This window comes from Chryseobacterium sp. FG46 (assembly GCF_057809135.1).
In genome coordinates this window covers 63,578-85,015 of record NZ_JBMDJJ010000015.1, presented here as the reverse complement: position 1 = coordinate 85,015, position 21,438 = coordinate 63,578, and the positions used below count along the sequence as shown (strand labels likewise).

General features: G+C 34.3%; 20 protein-coding genes. 13 read left to right on the top strand and 7 right to left on the bottom strand.

The genetic code is table 11. From position 1 onward, the window contains the following. The first annotated feature begins 54 nt into the window (after positions 1-54). A complete protein-coding gene (locus ACODR7_RS12895) occupies positions 55-2,178 on the top strand; it encodes a Tex family protein (protein ID WP_488839566.1) in 2,124 nt (707 codons plus the stop codon). Between the two features lie 43 nt (positions 2,179-2,221). Next, positions 2,222-2,872: an HAD family hydrolase gene (locus ACODR7_RS12890; RefSeq protein ID WP_488839564.1), complete on the top strand. Its 651-nt coding sequence runs from the start codon at positions 2,222-2,224 to the stop codon at positions 2,870-2,872. Between the two features lie 74 nt (positions 2,873-2,946). On the opposite strand, the gene ACODR7_RS12885 is transcribed toward ACODR7_RS12890, so the two are convergent. After that, positions 2,947-4,287: a tetratricopeptide repeat protein gene (locus ACODR7_RS12885; RefSeq protein ID WP_488839562.1), complete on the bottom strand. Its 1,341-nt coding sequence runs from the start codon at positions 4,285-4,287 to the stop codon at positions 2,947-2,949. A 1,054-nt stretch (positions 4,288-5,341) separates the two neighbouring features. Here ACODR7_RS12885 and ACODR7_RS12880 point away from each other — a divergent pair. Next, positions 5,342-5,779 (top strand): transposase, encoded by a 438-nt coding sequence (locus tag ACODR7_RS12880; protein ID WP_488839560.1) that lies wholly within the window; start codon positions 5,342-5,344, stop codon positions 5,777-5,779. Positions 5,780-6,166: 387 nt separating this feature from the next. On the opposite strand, the gene ACODR7_RS12875 is transcribed toward ACODR7_RS12880, so the two are convergent. Then, positions 6,167-7,378: a LuxR C-terminal-related transcriptional regulator gene (locus ACODR7_RS12875; RefSeq protein WP_488839559.1), complete on the bottom strand. Its 1,212-nt coding sequence runs from the start codon at positions 7,376-7,378 to the stop codon at positions 6,167-6,169. Positions 7,379-7,774: 396 nt separating this feature from the next. Here ACODR7_RS12875 and ACODR7_RS12870 point away from each other — a divergent pair, with 396 nt between their 5' ends. Beyond that, positions 7,775-7,900, top strand: a complete 126-nt coding sequence (locus ACODR7_RS12870; protein WP_488839557.1) for a hypothetical protein — start codon at positions 7,775-7,777, stop codon at positions 7,898-7,900. On the opposite strand, the gene ACODR7_RS12865 is transcribed toward ACODR7_RS12870, so the two are convergent. Continuing rightward, positions 7,884-8,102 (bottom strand): hypothetical protein, encoded by a 219-nt coding sequence (locus tag ACODR7_RS12865; protein ID WP_488839555.1) that lies wholly within the window; start codon positions 8,100-8,102, stop codon positions 7,884-7,886. The genes ACODR7_RS12870 and ACODR7_RS12865 overlap by 17 nt on opposite strands. 636 nt (positions 8,103-8,738) lie before the next feature. Between ACODR7_RS12865 and ACODR7_RS12860 the strand changes: the two genes are divergently transcribed. Continuing rightward, positions 8,739-9,077 carry a helix-turn-helix domain-containing protein gene (locus ACODR7_RS12860; RefSeq protein ID WP_488839553.1) on the top strand — a complete coding sequence of 113 codons (339 nt, stop codon included), beginning with the start codon at positions 8,739-8,741 and terminating at the stop codon, positions 9,075-9,077. 217 nt (positions 9,078-9,294) lie between these two features. Here the strand turns inward: ACODR7_RS12860 and ACODR7_RS12855 are convergent, their stop codons facing one another. Continuing rightward, positions 9,295-10,866: a M28 family peptidase gene (locus ACODR7_RS12855; RefSeq protein ID WP_488839551.1), complete on the bottom strand. Its 1,572-nt coding sequence runs from the start codon at positions 10,864-10,866 to the stop codon at positions 9,295-9,297. Positions 10,867-11,145: 279 nt separating this feature from the next. Further along, positions 11,146-11,322 carry a histone H1 gene (locus tag ACODR7_RS12850; protein WP_002978882.1) on the bottom strand — a complete coding sequence of 59 codons (177 nt, stop codon included), beginning with the start codon at positions 11,320-11,322 and terminating at the stop codon, positions 11,146-11,148. Positions 11,323-11,751: 429 nt separating this feature from the next. Here ACODR7_RS12850 and ACODR7_RS12845 point away from each other — a divergent pair, with 429 nt between their 5' ends. The 5 genes from ACODR7_RS12845 (at position 11,752) to ACODR7_RS12825 (ending at position 15,893) form a co-directional block, all read left to right on the top strand. Then, on the top strand, positions 11,752-11,970 hold the full coding sequence (locus ACODR7_RS12845) for a hypothetical protein (protein ID WP_488839548.1): 219 nt from the start codon (positions 11,752-11,754) through the stop codon (positions 11,968-11,970). A 158-nt stretch (positions 11,971-12,128) separates the two neighbouring features. Next, positions 12,129-13,043 (top strand): helix-turn-helix domain-containing protein, encoded by a 915-nt coding sequence (locus tag ACODR7_RS12840; RefSeq protein ID WP_076597884.1) that lies wholly within the window; start codon positions 12,129-12,131, stop codon positions 13,041-13,043. An 88-nt stretch (positions 13,044-13,131) separates the two neighbouring features. Next, the gene (locus ACODR7_RS12835) at positions 13,132-14,337 is read left to right on the top strand and encodes an MFS transporter (protein ID WP_488839546.1); all 1,206 of its coding nucleotides are present in this window, start codon (positions 13,132-13,134) and stop codon (positions 14,335-14,337) included. A gap of 240 nt (positions 14,338-14,577) precedes the next feature. Beyond that, positions 14,578-15,030: a MarR family winged helix-turn-helix transcriptional regulator gene (locus tag ACODR7_RS12830; RefSeq protein WP_488839544.1), complete on the top strand. Its 453-nt coding sequence runs from the start codon at positions 14,578-14,580 to the stop codon at positions 15,028-15,030. Between the two features lie 20 nt (positions 15,031-15,050). Further along, the gene (locus tag ACODR7_RS12825; RefSeq protein WP_488839542.1) at positions 15,051-15,893 is read left to right on the top strand and encodes a universal stress protein; all 843 of its coding nucleotides are present in this window, start codon (positions 15,051-15,053) and stop codon (positions 15,891-15,893) included. Between the two features lie 29 nt (positions 15,894-15,922). Here the strand turns inward: ACODR7_RS12825 and ACODR7_RS12820 are convergent, their stop codons facing one another. Further along, complete coding sequence (locus ACODR7_RS12820; protein ID WP_488839540.1) at positions 15,923-16,519, bottom strand: Crp/Fnr family transcriptional regulator; 597 nt, start codon at positions 16,517-16,519, stop codon at positions 15,923-15,925. 111 nt (positions 16,520-16,630) lie between these two features. Further along, the gene (locus ACODR7_RS12815; RefSeq protein WP_488839538.1) at positions 16,631-16,987 is read right to left on the bottom strand and encodes a winged helix-turn-helix transcriptional regulator; all 357 of its coding nucleotides are present in this window, start codon (positions 16,985-16,987) and stop codon (positions 16,631-16,633) included. A gap of 465 nt (positions 16,988-17,452) precedes the next feature. On the opposite strand from ACODR7_RS12815, the gene ACODR7_RS12810 reads away from it, so the two are divergent. Genes ACODR7_RS12810 through ACODR7_RS12800 form a run of 3 tightly spaced genes read left to right on the top strand, consistent with a single transcriptional unit; the run spans position 17,453 to position 21,430 of the window. Beyond that, a complete protein-coding gene (locus tag ACODR7_RS12810; RefSeq protein WP_076597890.1) occupies positions 17,453-17,899 on the top strand; it encodes a hypothetical protein in 447 nt (148 codons plus the stop codon). Continuing rightward, positions 17,896-19,971: a GMC oxidoreductase gene (locus tag ACODR7_RS12805; protein ID WP_488839536.1), complete on the top strand. Its 2,076-nt coding sequence runs from the start codon at positions 17,896-17,898 to the stop codon at positions 19,969-19,971. The genes ACODR7_RS12810 and ACODR7_RS12805 overlap by 4 nt, the downstream gene beginning before the upstream one ends. Before the next feature lie 4 nt (positions 19,972-19,975). Continuing rightward, positions 19,976-21,430, top strand: coding sequence for a ferritin-like domain-containing protein (locus tag ACODR7_RS12800; RefSeq protein ID WP_488839534.1), 1,455 nt, complete (start codon positions 19,976-19,978; stop codon positions 21,428-21,430). Positions 21,431-21,438 lie beyond the last annotated feature (8 nt).

The following is a 21,438-nucleotide window of genomic DNA, read 5'->3' as shown; positions in this document are numbered from 1 at the left end:
CAACTCGCCTTTTTTCGTTTTAAAATGCTATTTTAGCTATCCGAAAACAGAACAATGACGACCGTAGAATTTATCCAGAGACATCTCAATATTTCCGAAAAGAGCATCAACAATACGTTACAACTATTATCTGAAGATTGTACCATTCCTTTTATTTCCCGTTATCGAAAAGATAAAACCGGAAACCTTGATGAAATTCAGATCGAACAGATCTCAAAGATCAGTAAGCAATTTGAAGACATTGTCAAGAGAAAGGAATCTATTTTAAAATCAATAGAAGAACAGAATGCATTGACTCCTGAACTGCAACAGAGAATAGAAGAAAGCTTTGATATCCAGGAGCTGGAAGACCTTTATCTGCCTTTCAAAAAGCGTAAAAAAACCAAAGCGGATGCTGCCAAGGAAAAAGGGCTGGAACCTTTAGCCAAAATCATCATGAGCCAAAAAAATAACGATCTGCAGTTTTTGGCTTCAAAATATATTAACAATGAAGTTAATTCAGAAGAAGAAGCACTACAGGGAGCGAGAGACATTATGGCAGAATGGATCAATGAAAACATGTATGTCCGCAAGAACCTTCGCAGACTATTTCAACGCAAAGCAGTAATTACCTCCAAGGTGGTAAAAGCTAAAAAAGATGAGGAAGAAGCACAGAAATTCTCCCAATATTTTGAGTGGGAAGAAAGCCTTGGCAGAACACCTTCTCACAGGCTTCTGGCCATGCTGAGAGCAGAAGCAGAAGGTTTTGTAAAAACAAATGTAGGCATAGACAAAGAAGAGGCTATTGATTTTATTGAAAAGGCTATTATCAAATCCAATAACGAAAGTTCAGAGCAGATTGCACTGGCAATAAAAGACAGCTACAAAAGACTTCTGGAACCTGCGATTTCCAATGAAGCCCTACAGGAAGCCAAAGAAAAAGCAGACCAAAAAGCGATTGAAATTTTCTCTGAGAACTTAAGCCAGCTCCTTCTTGCCCCACCTTTAGGAGAAAAAAGGATTCTGGCAATAGATCCCGGCTACCGAAGCGGATGTAAGGTAGTGTGCCTGGATGAAAAGGGAGACTTACTGCACAACGAAACCCTCTACCCTCACGCTCCACAGAATGAAAGCGGAATGGCTATGAAAAAAATCCGGTCCATGGTCAATGCTTATAATATTGAAGCTATTTCTATTGGTAATGGAACAGCAAGCCGTGAAACAGAATTCTTTATCAAAAAAATTGCATTTGATAAACCTTTGCAGGTTTTTGTAGTCTCAGAGGCTGGAGCATCAGTCTATTCTGCAAGTAAAATTGCAAGAGATGAGTTTCCTTCGTATGACGTAACGGTACGCGGAGCAGTTTCCATCGGAAGAAGACTTTCTGATCCTCTGGCTGAATTAGTAAAGATTGATGCCAAATCTATTGGTGTTGGACAATATCAGCATGATGTAGATCAGACTCAACTGAAAAATGAGCTGGATTCTACGGTGATGAAATGTGTAAACTCTGTGGGAATTAATTTAAATACCGCCAGTAAGTCACTTTTAAGCTATGTTTCAGGAATCGGAGAGAAAATGGCAGAAAACATTGTGAATTACCGTACTGAAAACGGCGCATTTGAAGACAGAAAACAGCTTAAAAAAGTTCCAAGACTTGGAGAAAAAGCCTTCCAGCAAGCCGCTGCTTTTGTAAGAATATCTAATGCACAAAACCCGTTGGACAACTCTGCTGTACACCCCGAAGCTTATGGAATTGTTGAGAAAATGGCAAAAGATTTAGGTATTAAAACCAATGAACTGATAGCCAACAAAGAAAAAATAGCCTTGGTAAAACCAGAAAACTACATTACAGGCGAAATAGGAATTTTAGGAATTAAAGATATTTTAAAAGAACTTGAGAAGCCAGGACTGGACCCAAGAAAGGCGGCAAAAGTATTTGAGTTCGATCCGAATGTTAAAAGCATCAAAGATCTAAAAGCAGGGATGATCCTTCCAGGAATTGTCAATAATATTACCGCTTTTGGGTGTTTTGTAGATCTTGGAATTAAAGAAAGCGGACTGGTTCATATTTCCCAGCTTAAAGACGGTTTTGTACCCGATGTCAATGAAGTGGTAAAACTTCATCAGCATGTTCGCGTAAAGGTAACGGAAGTGGATGAAGCAAGAAAAAGAGTGCAGCTGAGCATGATTTTGTAGTTTTTAACCGTTATATATTTACATTAATCCAACAACTATCATTTTGAAAACAAAAAATCTAATCTTCGATCTGGATGGAACATTATGGGATTCCAGAGCTACGATCATCAAAATATGGAATGAAATATTGGGTAAACATCAGCTGATCAAAAAAGCCCTGAAACCTGAAGATATGGATCAGTATATGGGATTATTAGCGCACGATATTATAAAAGATATTGTTCCCGGTATTTCGGATCTGCAAGCCAGGAAAATCCTTTCTGAAATTGTAGCAGAAGAAAATAAAACACTTCACCAGGAAGGCGGAATCTTATATGATGGTGTGGAAGAAACTTTAAAGAGTCTGTCCAGAACCTGTTCCCTTTTCATCGTAAGCAACTGTCAGGATGGGTATATTGAATCATTTTTAGAGTATTATCAATTCAATGATCTGTTTGTTGATTTTGAGTCTCACGGACGAACCCAAAAAAATAAATCTGAAAACATACAGCTTCTCATGGAAAGAAATCAATTATCCATTGAAAACTCAGTATACATTGGCGATACTCAAACCGATTATGATTCAGCTAATTCCAATGGATTACCATTCATTTTCTGTAAATATGGTTTTGGAAAGCTCACCAATCCCTTGTATGAACTAACAATTACTAACTTTTCAGAGCTGAAACTTCAAATTTCTGACATTACAAAGTAAAAAGCTTCTCTTTAAGGAAGCTTTTTATTTTCAAACAACTTATTCCTAAAAGTCCCGTCAAAATCTCCAAAATACTATTTGGAACTTAGACCTTGTAAAAAAAAGTAAATATCCACGTCGGATGGAATATTTAATTTTTTTCGTAATCTGTTTTTCTTTGTTTGTACTGATCTGTGCTGCATAAAACTATATTGAGCGATTTCTTTAGAAGAAAAACCCAGGTGTATCATGGCACAAAAAGAAAGTTCGTTTATTGACAGCTTTGAATTAATTTCAAAAAGCCTTTCAATTAACCCAGGATAAACACTTTGATATTCATTAAAAAATAAAGGATCATTTTTCTTGGCTAAAGATATCAGCCTTTCATCATTAGCAGACATTTTTTTTATTAAAAATTCTGTCTCTAATTCTTTCTTCTCTATTATTCTATGTTTTCTCGCAATTCTTTTACGATAGAAAAAATACACAATTACAATAGTACCTAATAATGCAAAAACGATTATATTGTATATAATGATGGAATGCTGTTTTTCTATATCATCTTTCTCCTTTTCCTGGGTCATTTTATCAACAGAAGTATTTATTGATTCATCCCAAACCTTTTCCAGACTATCATTTAATTTAGTATATTTCTCCAGATAATACTTTTCTTTTGAGCCGTTGTTTAATTCTTTATAGGTCTTAGCAATAGCTTGGTATAATACGGGAACCTGATAAATTCTTTGGGTTTTTTTGAGTATTTCTACTGATTTAATATAATAATCTAAAGCCGAAGTATAATCCTGTCTTTCAAATAAAAAATTCCCATAATAGAAATAAGTAAGAGCTCTCTGAGGATCCCAGTACTCTCTTTGTTTTAAAAGAGAAAACGCTCTGTTAAAATACATTTGTGCCGAATCCTCATTTTTAGCAAAAAGCAGATAGTGATTAGCAATCGTGGAATTGATAACCGGTGTAGGTTTTATCTCTAAAGCTTTATGTAAATAGATTAACGAAGAATCAATTGAATTGGTTTCTCTTAAAAAGTCAGCCCTGTTTGCATAAACCACCGATAAAATTTCTCGATCGCGCTTATTCTTTATTTGTTTACCATAATAAATTGATTTTGAATTATACTTAATTGCTTTTTTATAAAGACCTATCACATAATTGGCCTGACCGTACTCCTGATATAATTTTGTATGCACATAATAATCATCAACTCCTTCTAGATTTTCTTCAGCAATATGCAGATATTGGAATGCTTTCTCATACATTCCAACGGTAGCATAAATATTCCCCAAATTAATATATGAAAGTACCTCTCCTTTTACATAATCCTGCTTTTTACTGATATTGCAAAATTTATTATTAAGGTTAATCAATTCTTTCTTTCTACCGCTTACCCTTAAATCCTCATTAACTTTTATCAGCATACTATCTATATATTGAGGAGTATAGGTCTGAGAATAGAGTAAATTAAAAAATGGAAGGTATATCAGGCATATTAGGATGCTTAGCAATATTTTCGAAAATTGATTAAGCTTTAGTGTTGGCATAGTAAATTTTATAATAAGTTTCTAAAGTGACAAAAAGTGACATCAATACTTAATACATAAAAACAACTTAACAGGATATGTATAATAAATTTTTCAATCCAATTACACATTGCAATTCCGCTTCCATAAAATTATAAAAAAACACCTATACAATTGAAAAATTTTCACTAATTTTAGTTAAAACAAAAAACTTTGCTACTACAAATACAATATACCAATCAATTAATCAATTAAAACATCACAAATAATAGTACTAAAACAATAACAAATTAAAAAATCACAGAATTTGATTTATAAGGAATAAGTTCATTGAATTACTATAGAACCCTAATAAAACCTAATGTTTCTCAATCAAAAAAAAATTTCATTACCCAGATGTCCTATTATTAAAGTAAAAAAATCGATGATGTACTTTTGATGTATAAATAATTTTACATAGCTGTAATATTAAATATAAATTCAAATTAAGAAAATTTATTGACACATTGGGTATATAAAAACAAAAGCACCTCATTGGATTGAGAATTTAGCTAAGGTTTATCTCTTACAACAAAATAGATTTTTAATATTTTAATAACAAAATCAGTTTTCATTTTTGATTTTATAGAGATCTATACTACTGATCAAAGTTGCTACTCCCGTTTTTCGGGAGTTTTTTTGATCCTACATGTATGATAGAAAATGATGTACTTATGTTGTATGGCTATTTTAGTATAAGAAAATAATCAGTGCTAAATTTGAACAAAAATGATAAAAAATGTTATCTGTTATTATCTCAATCTCAAGTAGGAATTAATATCATCTGTCTGCTGTGTAGTGAAAACATTCACGATAAATTCAGACGCTTTTTTATCATCAACCCAATGAAAACAAGTCCCAAGACTTTACTTTTTTTGCGAGAATAAATTTTAATCATATAATACTTTTTATTTTGAACTTTAAAAAAATACATATTGGTAGTACTATTAAAGCTAAGTTTCAAGAAGAAGCATTGGACATGCAGAGAGTATGTAATTTTATGAAATGTACCGAATCTGAAATTGAACAAATGTTCCTTGAAGAAGATCTTACAACTGACAAATTATTGAGGTGGAGCAAACTGTTAGAATATGATTTTTTCCGAGCCTACTCACAGCATCTCATACTCTTTTCTCCTCCGAAAAAGGAAATTCCTGCTAATGCTTCTCATAAAAAAAGATCTTCCTTGCCTGAGTTTAGGAAAAATATCTACACTAAGGAAATCATAGAATTTATCCTGGAACAAATTGAAACCGGAAAAAAAACGAAGCTAGAAATAATAAATGATTATAAAATCCCAAAAACTACACTATATAAATGGATAGCAAAATATACAGATAAAAATAGTTGAGATATCCATTTATATTTTGTATAGTTATAATTAGTTTTATTGTGAAACACTCTATTTTAAAATAATATTCAATAAATATTTGAAAAATAGAGTGTTTTTTTAGTTAGAAGTTAAAATAAAACTATGGAACACTATAATCCGCTATTTTGGCCATTTTAATAGGAAAATAGGTGTTAATTCCGATTTGGGAAGAATAGTATAAGGAACAAAAAATGCTTGTAATAGGTTACTTTTTAATAATGCATCTTTTATTTTATAAAATTTTTATACAGATCTATAACACCACATGCTTTTATAATAAATATACATTGAAGATACTTCATTAAAAAACAGCCTCTACAAAACTCTAGACCCCAGTACATATCTATTTCAAAGAAGTCATTACTCCTACCTTGATTTATTATTCTCCACCCAATCATCAGAGAGATTTTTAAAGAAAAGATACAGATCAACATCTGAAGAAATATTTATTTTTTTCCTAAGCCTGTACTTTTTATTCTGAACAGACCGATGTTCCACAAAAGTATATTGTGCAATCTCTTTTGATGTAAATCCCAACAATATCATTGCACAAAAAGTTAAATCAGATTTTGACAAATTAGAATTTATTGCAAGCATCTTTTTAACAAAGTCCGGATATGCTTCCTGAAATTTATTGAGAAAACCAGGATCATTTTTTTTAGCCAGATTAATGATACAATCGTAGGAATTATTGAGTTTTTCTTTTAAAATATCCGTTTCAAATTCCTTCTGCTTTATGATGTCTTTATTCTTTTGATCATGAATATAGACAAAGAGCAAAATGACAACAAGACAAAAAATTACAATATTATAAAATAAAAATATATTCTTTTTTGAGATATTTTCAGATTCATTTTCTCCTATAATTTTATCAATTGAAGTATTTACACTTTCATTGCTTATCCTGCTTAAACTATCTTTTAGTTGGGTATACTTTTCAAGATATTCTTTTTCTTTCTCTTCATCATTTAAAACCCCATAGGTACTCGATATTGCACTGTATAGCAAAGGAATGTTATACACCCTCTTGGTTCTTTCCAGAATAGCAGCAGACTTTTTATAATACAGCAATGCTTTTTCATGCTCTTTCATTTTACTAAGAAAATTACCGTAATAGTAATAGGTCTGCCCTCTTTGAATATTCCAGTAATTCATTTTCTGCAGTAATTCCAATGCATTATTCAAATAATACGAAGACGAATCTGTATTCCTTTTATAAACCATATAATAATCCGCTATCAATGAATTGATTACCGGGCTTGATTTTATTTTTAATGCTCTGTGCAAATAAATCAGTGACGAGTCATCCCTGTGAGTATTATGTAGAAAATCTGCCCTATTTGCATAAATACCTGATAATATTTCCTTTTCGTTATCACTGGAAATCAGCTTACCGTAATAAATAGACAGTGCGTTGTATTTTAAAGCTTTTATGTACAAACCAATAGCATAATTAACCTGTCCGTATTCCTGGTAAAGTTTTGCAGATAAATAAGCATTATTGATTTTTTTAATTTTTTTTTCAGCCTTCTGCAAATAATAAAAAGAATTTTTATAGTCACCTACAGTTGCATACATATTAGCAATATTGATATACCCTAAAATCTCTCCTTTTAGATACTTTTGATTTTTCGAAATAATAATGTATTTTTCATTTAAACAAATTAATTCCTCTTTTTGGCCTCTTATTCTAAATTTTTCAGACTTAGTTATTAATGCGCTATCTATTTGCCCTGGAGTATAATTTTGTGAATATAAGACAGTGAAAATAGACAGACAGGAAAATACCATTATTAAAGATTGAAATATTCTTTTTATGCCCACTCTGATCATATTGTATATTCAATTACTGTTCTGTCGATATTACGTTGAATCGATATGGAAATAATTCCAGTCATTATTCTTTTATTTTATGATTTTTTTTGAATTTGGTTTTTGAATGATAATAATCGTGTTGGGAATAGTCATAAAACTATGCTGAACTCCTTCGATCACTTTGTAATGCTGCACTATATTCCATTCGTTTTCCTGAAGACTTCTGTACGTACAGTAGAACCATTGAAAGTAAATCTGAGTTCTACTCTTACATTAGAGGATTAATTACTGTATCGTTGGTAGTGTCGAAATTTCCGTAGTTCAGTTCTATCCATACTTTACCATCAAAGAAAAAGTGAACTGAGAAAGTTACATTCACTGTTTGAACAGTAACAAAAACTTCTCTTTCGGAAGAGGTATATTTTATTTTAAGCTGAGCTCTCGTAATTCTTGGTGCAATAATACTGTCTGGTATAGTTAATTGCATTGGACCTCTACTATATCTAGAGTAATTTTAAGACCAGAAGTACTAATCCCGACTTGGGAATATATACCCTACAGATATATTACCAGCAAGGTTAATACATTTTTTCTCCATCCTTTTTTTGTTTTGCCGCAAAAGTATAAAATAAGCATTGCGATCCACCAAATAACATATACATCAAAAATACAACACAATGAAACACGCATATTTTCAAGTAAATAACTCTGTTTTGACTTTTGGGAAGTAATTAACTCGTATGGGTAGCAGATTTCTGTATTTTTTACCATTCAACAAAAGCTGTATACATGATGTATCCAAAACATTGGAGTATATAGAATAGAAAATATACTTTTACATGAAAACACAAACTACATACTTTTTATTAGCTAGCAAATCGTTTAGTTGATATTAAGACCAAGTACTAGAGCCGTAAGTGGTATTAAAGGATACATCTGTTGTAAAGTTCAAAAGCAGTTTACTTTATTATCTTCAGATATTGAAAGCATTCTTATGATTGTTTGAGAAACCTTCTTTAATTAATTTAAGAACTCTGGTATTTATTTTCATTCAAATACAGTTCATTAAAAAGGAACTATAAATTGATAAAATCTACATCATTATATTACAATTATATTACAAATGGATCATCACAAAAAATCTCCCTCAATGACACCTGATTATAAAAAAATTTACAGTGATATTGTCGATCTGAAACATCCGGAAAAGAAGCATGAATGCGCAAGGATTTTAGCCAAGAAAAACCTCTCAGCGTTTGATGTGATAGAAATTAATAGAATCATATTTAATTATAACCAGAACCTTAAGGTTAATCAGTCCCACCGTTCTTACAATAAAGAAACGATCTACAAAATTCTTGAATATCAAAAAAAGAATTGCCTTAATAATACAAGGCTTGCTTTACATTTTAAGCTGAGTCGTAATACCGTAGCAAAATGGAAAAGTTTATTCAGTATTTAATCAATTCACATGAAGGATAACAGAATTTTATCTCTTTCCTATTTAGTTTCAGAGGAGAAGAAACATTCTAATTCTTAGAAAATTCATAATTAAAAATGCCGTTATTGGCTAAACATATATTATTTAATTATAAATAAATGGTTTAGCCAATAACGGCAAAAAAGAATAAGATATCAGAATATCACATTTATTCTTTTATTGTTTTGAATCAAGAAAACTATTTATAGTCCTTAGAGCTTCTTCTAGGCTCTTTTAGTTCAGGCCATTTTACAGTCTCTCCTTTTTCATCCTGAGGCATTGCTCTTTTTTCTCTGTTGCTGAATTCAGGATCTTCGGATGCCATGTAAGCTAATGCTGCGGTTAAAATTACATTATTTTTCACCTCATCAAAAACGATTTTGTCATAAGTATCTTTCGTTGTATGCCATGTATATCCAAAATAGCCCCAGTTCAGAGAACCTAAAGATATTCCGGGTACTCCTGCTGCCACGAAAGAAGCATGATCAGAGCCGCCACCTCCAGGCATTCCTGGAAAATCAGTTTTAATATGACTTCTTACCGCTTTTGGAACCCCATCCAGCCATCTTCCTACATAGTCATAAGCTTTTACAAATCCTTGTCCGCTGATGTTGACAACACGTCCTGTTCCGTTATCCTGATTAAAAGCAGCTTGTACTCCTTTAATGATCTGAGGATTATCTGCCACAAAACCTCTAGAACCATTGAGCCCCTGTTCTTCACTTCCCCAAAGTCCGATTACAATTGTTCTCTTGTTATCAGGATAATATTTCTTCAGAATTCTCATGGTCTCCAGCATCGTGATCGTTCCTGTTCCGTTATCTGTAGCTCCCTGAGCTCCGTCCCATGAGTCAAGATGAGCGGAAAGAATCACATATTCATCAGGCTTTTCTTTTCCTTTGATCATTCCAATTGTATTGAAACTTTTAGCCTCAGGAAGTACTTTTGACTGAGCATCAATTTTAATTTTAGGCTGAGTTCCTTTTTCTGCCATTCTATAAAGCATTCCATAGTCTTCCAAATCAATGTCGATCATTGGAATTTTGGTTGTTTTCGCACCAAATATTCTGTTAGCTCCCATAATACCAGTCCAGTTTGAAATGGCAATACCTGCCGCTCCTGCTTTTTCCAATGCTTCGGGAAGCGTGTTATTATCATACCCGATATTCTTTATATATGCTGCAAAATCTTTGGCAGCCTGATCTTTTTCAGCTTTAAGCTTTTCATACAATTCTGGCGTTGCAAATTCTTTGATCTGCTCATCAGAACGTCCGATTTTCTGGTATTGTGCCATCAGCACAATTTTTCCTTTCACCGATGGTAGCCATTGATCCAATTCAGCTTTAGAAGATACTTTCGGAAGAATAATCACTTCTGCCTCAATCGCTTTTTTGGTAGCCGGACTCCACGCCAGCTGTGTTGCAGAAAGGGATTTTATGCGTGGATAGGTCATATCAACATGAGTAGTTCCTCTCTGCCATCCTTTCCATGTTCCGAATTGCTGAAGATTCGCATCTACTCCCCAGGAGCGAAGTTTATTGGCACTCCATTCATTTGCTGCCAGCATTTCGGGAGTCCCTACAAGGCGGGGGCCTATCCCATCCAACAGTTCAGAGGCCAGGTTTTCCAGCTGGGAATTATTATTAACTTCATCTACAAAACTTTTTACGACAGGGCTAAGCCTTTCTTTTGGGTCAACCTTTACCTGAGCCCATGAAAACTGAGCAGCCAGCACTACTGCAGGCACTGCAAAAAATCTATTTATCCTCATAATATATATTGATTGGTTTAAAGATAAAAGAAATCAGGGAGATGATGAAAAATTAAACCTAAAAAAGAGGCTTTTCAATTATTTTTATCAATATTTTATTCAAAAACAACAATAAAAATTCATCAATAACTATAATCTACAAAAAAGGTCATCAATCCGACAGCCTTTATGATTTTTAGAAGTGGCAATTCACTTTCTGTAAGAATAACCTATTTCAAAGAAAATACCATTGAAATCAGTATATAAAAAAACCGGCTTCAAAAGCCGGCTAAAGGTGAATTATTTCTTAGCTTCTTCTACAGAAACTTTTCTGAATTCTTTGAACAATTTGCTTAGTTCTAAAGCTGCTTTACGAGCTCTTGTACCAGCTGCTTTGTTTCCTTTTTCCGCTTGTTGGTTTGCCTCAGTTGTGAACGCTTCAAATTCTGCGTTGATTTTTTCAATTAGTTCTTTCATTTATTTAAAAATTTAGGGTGCAAATATAGGTTTTATGGTGATTCCAGCCTAATTGTGTCGAAAAAAAATAGCGGATTCAATGATTTTTTTTTGTCTTTTTCAAATTCAATTTAATTTTTAAAATAAAATCAAATTATTATAGAATATAAGCCGTGTAATTGGATTTCATACAATGCGTGAGTTGAGTTCTAAGTAAGTCATTAAAAATCAACACCAATCGATAAGATTATGATAATTCTGTATTACAATATTCTTATATACATCACTTGATTTTATACAATTCTTCTTAATAACTTTATAACTCTTAACGCTTTAAAATTGCAGCTCTATTCTATTTCTATCAGTATTTTATACTAAAAATTTAATGATACAGGATATTTTAAACAAATAATTTCTGTGCCAGTGGTATTTTCACCAACTGTATCCTTTTTGGATGAATTAATCCTTATATTTTTAAATAAAAAAGATCCCATGGATATCATTTCAAAATTTACAGTAGGTTCTGAAGAGGGAATTTCTGATCTTATTCCTATTATTGATTCTTCTCTTTATGCATTACAAAAAGAATGTAAAAGCCGGACCTTTTCAACTGCCGTCTCATTATTTTGGAACTGGAGATTAATAAAGGTTAATCAAGCCACTTTTTAACCATAGATGGTATAGATATTTGCATATATAATAGTGTACATCATTTTTTAGTCTTGCAACTATTGAGGAAGGCTATCATCCTAATTTCTATTATCTCATTTAAAATTATTTTGAGTGAATAATACTTTACCTATCTTTGATTTTTATAATTTCTACTTATGAGTGATCAGCTGGAAACGATAGAAGATTATTACAGACGCATCCGTAAAGATCAGATCAAGATATTTGATTCTGAGGATTTTGAAACCGGAAAATCCCATTTTAATATTTCCATGCGGAGATACTGCAGCTTTAAAAGTCCTTACAACCGTCGTGATTATTATAAAATAAGCTTTATCATTGGAAAAGGAACTATTCATTATGGCGCACATCAGTTGTTTATAGATGGTCCTGCTTTATTTTTCCCTTCTCCAAGCATTCCTTATTCATGGGAGTGCGAAAGTGATTTTCAGGAAGGGTATTTCTGTTTGTTCAACCAGGAGTTTTTTAATGGAAATTCAGAATTTAATCTGTTTAAAAAAACTTCCATGTTCAAAGAATGGAGCAAACCTGTTGTTTTTCTCAATGAAGAACAGACCCAGCTGGCCACTTTGTATTTTGATCAGATCTACAGAATGAATAATTCTACGTATCCTTTCCGTTGCAGCAGTATCAAAAGCAATCTTGCCTCTGTAATGCATCTGGCACTGGAAAACCGTATGGAAGATATCAATCCTAATGAGCTTCCCGCCAATGTACGTCTGTATAAATTATTCGATGAATTGCTCAACAAACAGTTTCCTCTGGACTCTCCTGCTTATCCGCTGGCCTTAAAAACACCTTCTGATTTTGCCGCACATCTAAACGTACATGTCAATCATCTGAACTCGTCCGTAAAATCTGTAACCAATCTTACAACCACACAGATTATTAAAGAAAAAATGTTTGAAGAGTCTAAAAATCTGCTGAAGTATACCAATTGGGATATTGCCCAGATAGGCTATACTTTAGGGTTTGATCAGCCTGCTCATTTTAATAATTTTTTTAAAAAGCATGCCCGGACTTCGCCCTTAAAATTTAAGAATCTCTCTTAATATTTGATTTTTGTAATTTTTACTTTGTCTTTTAAAATTCACTTTTATATTTCCTGACTTATTTTTGCAATGTAAAAAATGAATGAATATGTTGAGAGAAGCATCTGAGCAACGAATCAGATTAATTACCATTATGGCTTTCGTGTCTATCCCGCTTTCCGGGTTTGTCACGGATATTTATTTACCATCGTTCCCTTCTATGGCCAAAGAAATGATGGTTTCGGAAAAAGATATTCAGATTACCCTAACGTCATATCTGTTGAGCTACGGGATTTCCCAATTGTTTGTAGGGGGAATTCTTGATAGCATTGGTCGTTACCGTCCCAAATTGATAGCATTATTTCTGTTGATTCTGACCAGTATTTTAATAACGATGACAAACAGTATTTTACTGATCTGTCTGCTTCGTATTCTTCAGGGAACTGCAGTTTCAGTACTTGTTGTGGCTACGCGTGCTATCTTTGTGGATATTTATGATGCGGAAAGGGTAAAGCATTATCTGAGCTACTTCACCATTGTATGGTCCTGCGGTCCTATTCTGGCTCCTTTCCTTGGAGGATATCTTGAGAAAATCTTTAACTGGCATGCGAATTTTTATTTTTTGGCCGCTTATGCAGGATTTTTGTTTCTTTTTGAGTGGTTTTTTAGTGAAGAGAGTCTTCCCCAGAAAAAGAAGCTGGATCTTTCAGAGAATATAAGTCTTTACAAAATGATGTTGAAAAACAGGATTTTCATGTTGGGGATTTTCATTTTAGGACTGAGCTACTCTATCGTAATGTTATTCAATATTACCGGACCATTTATCATTGAAAACACTTTTCATTTTACTCCGGTAGTGATTGGCTACTGTACCCTGATCTTAGGATTCTCCTGGATGATCGGAGGATTTATAGGAAAACGCAGACTCACTTTGGATTTTAAACCAAGAATTCTCCAGCCTATACTTTTACAGCTGATTCTGATTGCAGCGTTGATCACCACCAGCTATTTTGCAGAAAGCCTTTTCATTATGATTCCTTTTGCCTTTTTCATTCATATCTGTTCCGGAATTTTATTTACCTCTTTTTTTACGACAAGTATGCTTTACTTTCCTAAAAATGCAGGAACAGCCGGAGGTTTAATGGGTGGATTGGTATATGTGATCACTTCGGTAACCAGTTTTATTATTTCTGTAAGTGGCACTGTAACTGATCAAATGGGGCTGTCCTGGCGATATCTGATCATTGCATGTTTCCTTTTGGGAATTATCCTTATTATGTATCAGACTGTAAAAAAAGAAAAAGCAGGGAATTAATCTCTGCTTTTTTTATTTCTGTTTTACCCATTCATCAATGCCTTTTCTTATTCCATTCCATCATCATCCTACAATGCTGATTTCTATAGGTTTAATTGGCTGTTTTATCTTTTTGACAGAATATTTCACCCTCAATTAGTTTTAATTAAAACTAATTTTCCGTATATTTGATAGGAGAAGTTTACTACAAGACCTATTAAGATAAAACTTATCCTATACAATCATTATTATCAAAATATAATGTCTGCAAAACAAAATAACATATCAGAACTGGCCCTGGAACTTGGTCTGGCGATGAGCGAAATGAAAAGCCGTCTCCGGCAGAAAATACAGAACAGCATTAATGAATATGATCCGGATCTTTCTTTTGAACTGATCGAAATTCTGGGATTACTTTCACGAAATGACGGAATCAATCAGCAGGAAATAGGAAATAAAGTGAGTAAAGACAAATCAAGCATTACGTATCTCATCAACAGCCTTGTAAAAAGAGATTTGGTGGAAAGAACAGCTGATAAGAATGACAGGAGAAATAAACAGATCTTTTTGACTCCTAAGGGTAAACAGATTGTAGAAACAGTTTATCCCTGGGCATTGAATCTTTATAAAAAAGCTGTTGACGGTATTGATGAGGCAGAGGTCAGCAAAGCACTGCTTTTGGTAAAAAAAATGACAGCCAATCTGGAAGAATAAGCATTAAAAGATGATACAAAATGAGAACAATTCTTGTACCTGTTGATTTTACATCAACTACGGAAAATGCAGTAAGCGTTGCCGCAGACTGGGCAAAAACCTACGAATATCAAAATATTATCCTACTCAAAACAGCGGGAGAATCTGAGTTTGATTATCTGCACATCGCAGAAGGACATTCATTTGTGAATGAAGAAAGTGTGAACAACCTGTTACAAAGGACTGAATTGTTATTTGATCAGCTAGCGGATATCATCGCTGAAAAATCAACTGAAATAAAGGTTTCCAGGGTATTGAGTGATTGGACACTGACAAGGAGTATCAATGAGCTTTTAAAAAACCAGCCTTCTGTAGAGCTGATTATTCTGGGAAGTGATGATCAGACTTCTTTCACTGAGAGTTTTGTTTCTGAGAATATTATCAGTATTGCCAGAACAAGTCCTGTGAAAACATTAATTGTTCCTAACAGTTACCATTATTCGCCTATTAAGAATATATTTATTCCCTGTGATATTAAGGGTATTAAAAGACTAGAAAGACTGTTCCATCACAAATCTGTTATTCATAAACAAGATGTTCGTCTTTCATTTTTAAACATCAAGACCTCCGAAAAAGAGGATAAGAACCAGAAAAAAGAACTTGAAGATTATATACGTGAACATCTAACGGAAATTCCAAGCAGTATCCATTATTCTCATGATGAAAATATTATACAAGGTATCTTAAACTTTGCGGCATCTGACAAATCAGATCTTATTATTGCGCTCCCCGGTAAACACAGCTTTTTGTATTATCTTGCAAGCAGAAGTATTTCCGAAGGAATTTACCAAAATACCTGCCAGCCTGTTTTAATTTTAAAATAATCAGAAAACTGAAAATAAATTACCAAAAGCTAATAATAAATTTTTGTACTTTCAATTTTAACCATCTTCTGCACTTCCATTTTCTTGACATACCGGATCACTGTCTCCACCCGAAGACCGGTTAAGGTTGCTATTTGCTGCCTGGTGTAGGGAATCAGAAATGAATAGGCTTCTTCAAATCCGAAATACTTTTTAATATGATCAAAAAGCTTCATGAGTTTTATAATAGGATCCGAAATTGCCAGAAAGCTGGAAATCATATACCTGAAATGCATTCTGTCCGCTATATATTTATTAATTTCAAGTAGTAATTCAGGATTTACCAGTAGTATTTCGAGAAGTTTGGTTCTGGAAATTCTAATAATTTCACAGCTGGTAACCGCAATAGCATTGATGGCATAATGATGATCGGTAAATAAATAGCTTTCACCAATGCAATGTCCATCAAAAGGAAGTCCATGAACAAATTCTTTTCCATCTTCCAAAAACGTATTCAGTTTTACTGTACCTTGTCTGATCTGGAAATAATATTTTGCTGCGACACCTTCCTGAAAAATGGCATCTCCTGCCTCATAACTTTCCAGAGTGGCTCCGTGGGAAAATAATAATTCTTCGCTTATGACCATTTTCTTATTATTAATTTGAGTAAAAATATTTAAAGTGTAAGCAATACTGTAACTTATCAAATACCAACAAACAGTATTTTCTAATGTCAACACTACTCTTCTGCTCTGATATCAGGCTGTAATTTTCTTTTTATGCTTTGCTCCCCAATCTGCCAGTGCTGCAATAACATCTTTCAATGACTTGCTATATTCCGTGGGAACATATTCTACCAGAACCGGCTTCTGATCTGCAGTAACGGTTCTTTCTACCAAATGATTAACCTCCAGCTTTTTCAATTCACTGGATAATACTCTTGCTGAAATTCCACTGATGGTTCTCTGCAGTTCATTGAAGCGTGTATGGCCGCCCAGAATAGCAATCATTACCCGGATGGTCCATCTGCCTCCCAAAACATACAAAGCATCCTCTGTAGCAGACAGATGGGTACTGCATTGCGGCCTTGAATACACTATTTTTTCTTCTTCCATTGTCTTTGTTTTCACAAATTACTAACCTAAATGTTATTACTAACCTTTTAGTAACTACTATCTTTTTATTAGTAAATATAAATAATTTTAAAACATCAATTTATTATTATTTTTAAGGATATTAATTTCCCGATATTGAAATCCGGTTCTATATTCACTACCACACTATTTAAATTAATTCTAAACTAAGTGAAAATAAAACCTCTTGAAACTACTTTACGTAAAGGTTTTATTACAAAAAATTAAAATCAAATAAAAACAAATTACGTAGAAATACTGAATCGTATCTGATGGGATCTGATTAATTTCGGATAAACAAAATTGATAACTATGGATCGCTTGAAATACATTCAATCATTTCTGAAAAAGAGGTGGTATCTGAAAAATTGGCAGCTGTAGATCAATTGGCTTGATCATCTTCCGATAAAGGGAGTTGAAGATATCTAACCCAAATTTTTTTACGAAATGAATATTATTAACAAAATTCTCAACGTCGACGATTATTATTTCGACGTGTTTATGTCTATCTCGGAAGCGCTTACCGGATTTACGGTGAACGAACTTCAGTCAACGGGGCTTGCAGAAACTTATTATACCTATGTTTTAAAAAGCCTGGAAGCCGCAACTTTCGTGGAATTCCTTACCGTTTCTAAAAATATTCTTGAAAATTCTTCCGGTGAAGAGGGATTAAAAAAAGCCATTCAATCTGAAATTATCAGCAACCCGGGAATGAATGACATTTCTGGAAAAGTAATTACCATGTGGTATCTGGGAACCTGGGAAGGGGCCTATATCAATGATCTTTCTTATAAGGAAGGTCTTGTATGGAATCTGATGCACTCCCACCCTCCGGGAGCCAAACAGCCAGGATATAAATCATGGAATATTAAACCCGTAAACACCCACTCATGAGCCAGATTAATAACAAAAAAGATGTGATCATCGTAGGAACGGGGATCGCAGGATCATTGATCGCAAAGCTATTGTCCGATCATGTATTTGACGTAACCAAAGGAAAAATGGTCCATCGTGCAGATGCCGGAAAATCGGATAATGTCAAAGAAATATCAATACTCATGTATGAGGCGGGGCTGGAAGCAGGTATTGAATTAGATTCCGTATCCTCAATGACCACTTATAATGAATATATCCGTACTTTTTACAGAGAGGAAGCCAAAGTTCCCAATTCTCCTTATCCAAATTTAAAGCAAGCCCCTTCTCCAAATGTTCTCGATATGGAACATATTGTTCAGCCATATCCCGATAAAAAAGGCTATCTGGTACAATTTGGGCCTATGCCATTCGCAAGTGATGCGATAAGAGTAGGAGGCGGAACTACGCTTCACTGGCTGGGAACTACTCCAAGAATGCTTCCCAACGATTTCAGGCTTACTGAAAAATACGGCATTACTATTCCAAAGCCGGATTCTGATGAAAAAACTCCTGTCGACTGGCCGATAAGCTATGAAGAATTAAGACCCTACTATGAGATGGCGGAATTTGAAATCGGAGTTTCCGGAGATGTTTCCAGACAAGAATATCCTATTGATGAGAATATGGAAGAGTATTACGGAAATTATGTATTCCCGATGGAAGAAATTCCTCAGAGTTATATGGATCATAAGATTATTGAGGGACTTAAAGGCACCAGCGTGAAACTAAGTTCCGGAGAGATTCCTTTAATGATGGTACCTTCTCCACAGGGAAGAAATTCTATTCCGAATCCAAAATACGGAAAAACAAAGATCATCAAAGCCGAACCAAAAGATTCAGGATATCAACTGGTTCTAGATAGTTCTGAAAAAGAAGAATACAAAGCTCTTGGTTCTGTATGGAATCCTTACATGGGAGAACGTTGTGAAGGAAACGCCTCATGTGTTCCTATCTGTCCGGTTCAGGCGAAGTACAATGCCTTAAAAACATTGAAAAAGGCTTTATATAAGATGAATGATAATGATAACCTGAGCCGTAATCCATACATGCAGATTCAGGCACAGAGTGTGGTTTACAGGCTAAGCATTGACCCAAATGATAAAGATAAAATCTCCAAGGTTCATTTAAGAAGATATACTTCAAAAGAGAAAACAGATTTTATTGAAGAATCCGTTGATACCTCAGATGCTATTGTGATTTTGGCTGCTAACGCTTTTGAAAATCCAAAAATTCTACTGAACTCCAAATATACCGTTAACAACATTGTAAAAACAGCCGCTAACAGCAGTGACCAGGTAGGAAGAAACCTGATGGATCATATGGTAATGCTGACATGGGGACTTTTCCCTGAACCTGTTTATCCTTACAGAGGCCCTGGTTCTACCACAAACATTTCGTCTTTCCGCGATGGAAATTTCAGAGGTGAATTTTCAGCATGGATTTCTCCGCTTGACAATTGGGGATGGGGCTGGCCCGCATTTTCTCCAGGTTCTGACGTGGCCTACTTTATCAAACAAAACCGTTTTGGGACAGAATTAAGAAAACTGCTCACTGACAGACTTTCAAAGCAGGTATTATTTCATTTTGAAATTGAACAGCTCCCGAATCCAAACAATAGGGTAACCATTAATGATGAGTATCTGGATGTGCTTGGAATTCCACGACCTGTTATTCATTATGAACTGACAGAGTACGAAATGAAAGCAATGGAGCAGGCAAAAGATGCTTCGGATCAAATGTTTAAAAGATTAAACATTGAGGATTTCACAAAATATACAGAGGAAGACAAAAACTCTGTGATATACAATAAGAAAAGATATTCTTACAACGGAGCCGGCCATATCGTAGGAACTCACAGAATGGGTTCTAAAGCTGAAGATTCTGTAACCAACAGCTATTGCAAAACCTGGGATCATCCGAATTTATACGTCGTAGGAGCAGGAAATATGACCACGCTGGGAACTTCAAACCCTACTTTAACATTATCAGCATTCACGATCCGTTCGGTGGAATCTATCCTTGCTGATCTTGAAATTCTACTAAAAAAATAACAATATGAGACAAAGACTTATCAATAAAACAGCACAGCCGCAGGAAACGTTATTAACCGCAGGAAGAATGGCAGCAAGAAGCGCCGTTGTTACTGAAGGTGTTTCATTATCTTCTTTATTATTTGATTCAACATTGAGCAAAGAAGACTGGATAGAGGGATTAAAACATCAAAGCAAAACACTGACTAATCTTTTATTGAATGATCAGATTGAAGATTTTAATGCCTATCTGGAAGCTCAGTTCGGTTCATTAACTCCGGAATTAAAAAAAGGGGTAACAGAAATTGATTATAAACCGGTTTTACAAGACCTATTGCAAACGGCCATTCTTATTGAACATTCTACCATTCCTCCTTACCTTACGGCTTTATACTCAATCAAGGATGGAACTAATGCTCTGGCTTCACAAATTATCAGAAGTGTGGCTGTAGAAGAAATGCTTCACCTGATTATGGTTTGTAATGTTCTGAACGCTATTGACATCCAGCCTTCCGTTAATAAACAGGAGAACTACCCTACCTATCCGATGAAATTACCAATGAATGTGGATTTCTATGTAGGGCTGGAAACATTCTCAAGCAACAGTATTGCTACATTTATTGCAATTGAAAGCCCAAGTCAGCCTTTGGTAAAAGCTCCCAAATATGATCACGAAACCGATTCTTCCGCATTATATTCTCAAAGGGCAGCATTACAGGAAAACAACTTCTGGACTCTTGAAAATATGAAAGGTTTCATCATGGAAAATGTACACACCATCGGTGAATACTATGATGTTCTATTCTTCTATATTGTTATCTTCCAAATCATTGCTTACTACAAAGCGCACGGAACCCTACCGACGAATTTTGAAGAATTAAATACAGGTGGAATTTTTACAGGAGATTCAAAAAAGCAGATCCGTCCGGAACAATATTATGGAAGCGGAGGGAAATTACACTCTGTAGAGGCTTTGGCCGGAGTCATTGCTGTTTTCCAGGAAATCAAAGGGCAAGGTGAAGGTGCTGATGACTCTATTTTTGATGTAGATCCGTCCCAGTTTGAAGAAGGGGTTGAGCTGGCACATTATTTCAGGTTTAAAGAAGTTTTCCATGAGCATTTCTATCTGGGAGGAAACTATGAGCCTTTCATGGATGAAAACGGGATGATGCCTGTAACAACGCCGCCTACAGGAAAAGATCTTCCGGTAGACTGGAACGAAGCCTATCCTATGAAACCTAATCCGAAGATGGAAGACTATGTAAAAAACAAAGAATTACATGCACAGGCTGTTGAGTTTAATAAAACCTACAGACGTTTATTAGACGCTATACAAAGTGCTGTAGAAGGAAATCAGAGAGAACTGGAGAAATCTGTTATGTACATGTATGCTTTGAAAGAACAGGCTGTTAATCTGATGAAACAACCATTAGATGCGCAGACTAATGCCGGGCCAACATTCGAATACATCAATCTATAACCATAAAA

Coding starts and splice junctions, on each gene's coding strand:
- ACODR7_RS12895 (WP_488839566.1), top strand. CDS start 55: ATGACGACCGTAGAATTTATCCAGAGACATCTCAATATTTCCGAAAAG.
- ACODR7_RS12885 (WP_488839562.1), bottom strand. CDS start 4,287: ATGCTGATAAAAGTTAATGAGGATTTAAGGGTAAGCGGTAGAAAGAAA.
- ACODR7_RS12875 (WP_488839559.1), bottom strand. CDS start 7,378: ATGTATGCAACTGTAGGTGACTATAAAAATTCTTTTTATTATTTGCAG.
- ACODR7_RS12870 (WP_488839557.1), top strand. CDS start 7,775: ATGCTGAACTCCTTCGATCACTTTGTAATGCTGCACTATATTCCATTC.
- ACODR7_RS12865 (WP_488839555.1), bottom strand. CDS start 8,102: ATGCAATTAACTATACCAGACAGTATTATTGCACCAAGAATTACGAGA.
- ACODR7_RS12860 (WP_488839553.1), top strand. CDS start 8,739: ATGGATCATCACAAAAAATCTCCCTCAATGACACCTGATTATAAAAAA.
- ACODR7_RS12855 (WP_488839551.1), bottom strand. CDS start 10,866: ATGAGGATAAATAGATTTTTTGCAGTGCCTGCAGTAGTGCTGGCTGCT.
- ACODR7_RS12850 (WP_002978882.1), bottom strand. CDS start 11,322: ATGAAAGAACTAATTGAAAAAATCAACGCAGAATTTGAAGCGTTCACA.
- ACODR7_RS12840 (WP_076597884.1), top strand. CDS start 12,129: ATGAGTGATCAGCTGGAAACGATAGAAGATTATTACAGACGCATCCGT.
- ACODR7_RS12835 (WP_488839546.1), top strand. CDS start 13,132: ATGTTGAGAGAAGCATCTGAGCAACGAATCAGATTAATTACCATTATG.
- ACODR7_RS12830 (WP_488839544.1), top strand. CDS start 14,578: ATGTCTGCAAAACAAAATAACATATCAGAACTGGCCCTGGAACTTGGT.
- ACODR7_RS12825 (WP_488839542.1), top strand. CDS start 15,051: ATGAGAACAATTCTTGTACCTGTTGATTTTACATCAACTACGGAAAAT.
- ACODR7_RS12820 (WP_488839540.1), bottom strand. CDS start 16,519: ATGGTCATAAGCGAAGAATTATTATTTTCCCACGGAGCCACTCTGGAA.
- ACODR7_RS12815 (WP_488839538.1), bottom strand. CDS start 16,987: ATGGAAGAAGAAAAAATAGTGTATTCAAGGCCGCAATGCAGTACCCAT.
- ACODR7_RS12810 (WP_076597890.1), top strand. CDS start 17,453: ATGAATATTATTAACAAAATTCTCAACGTCGACGATTATTATTTCGAC.
- ACODR7_RS12805 (WP_488839536.1), top strand. CDS start 17,896: ATGAGCCAGATTAATAACAAAAAAGATGTGATCATCGTAGGAACGGGG.
- ACODR7_RS12800 (WP_488839534.1), top strand. CDS start 19,976: ATGAGACAAAGACTTATCAATAAAACAGCACAGCCGCAGGAAACGTTA.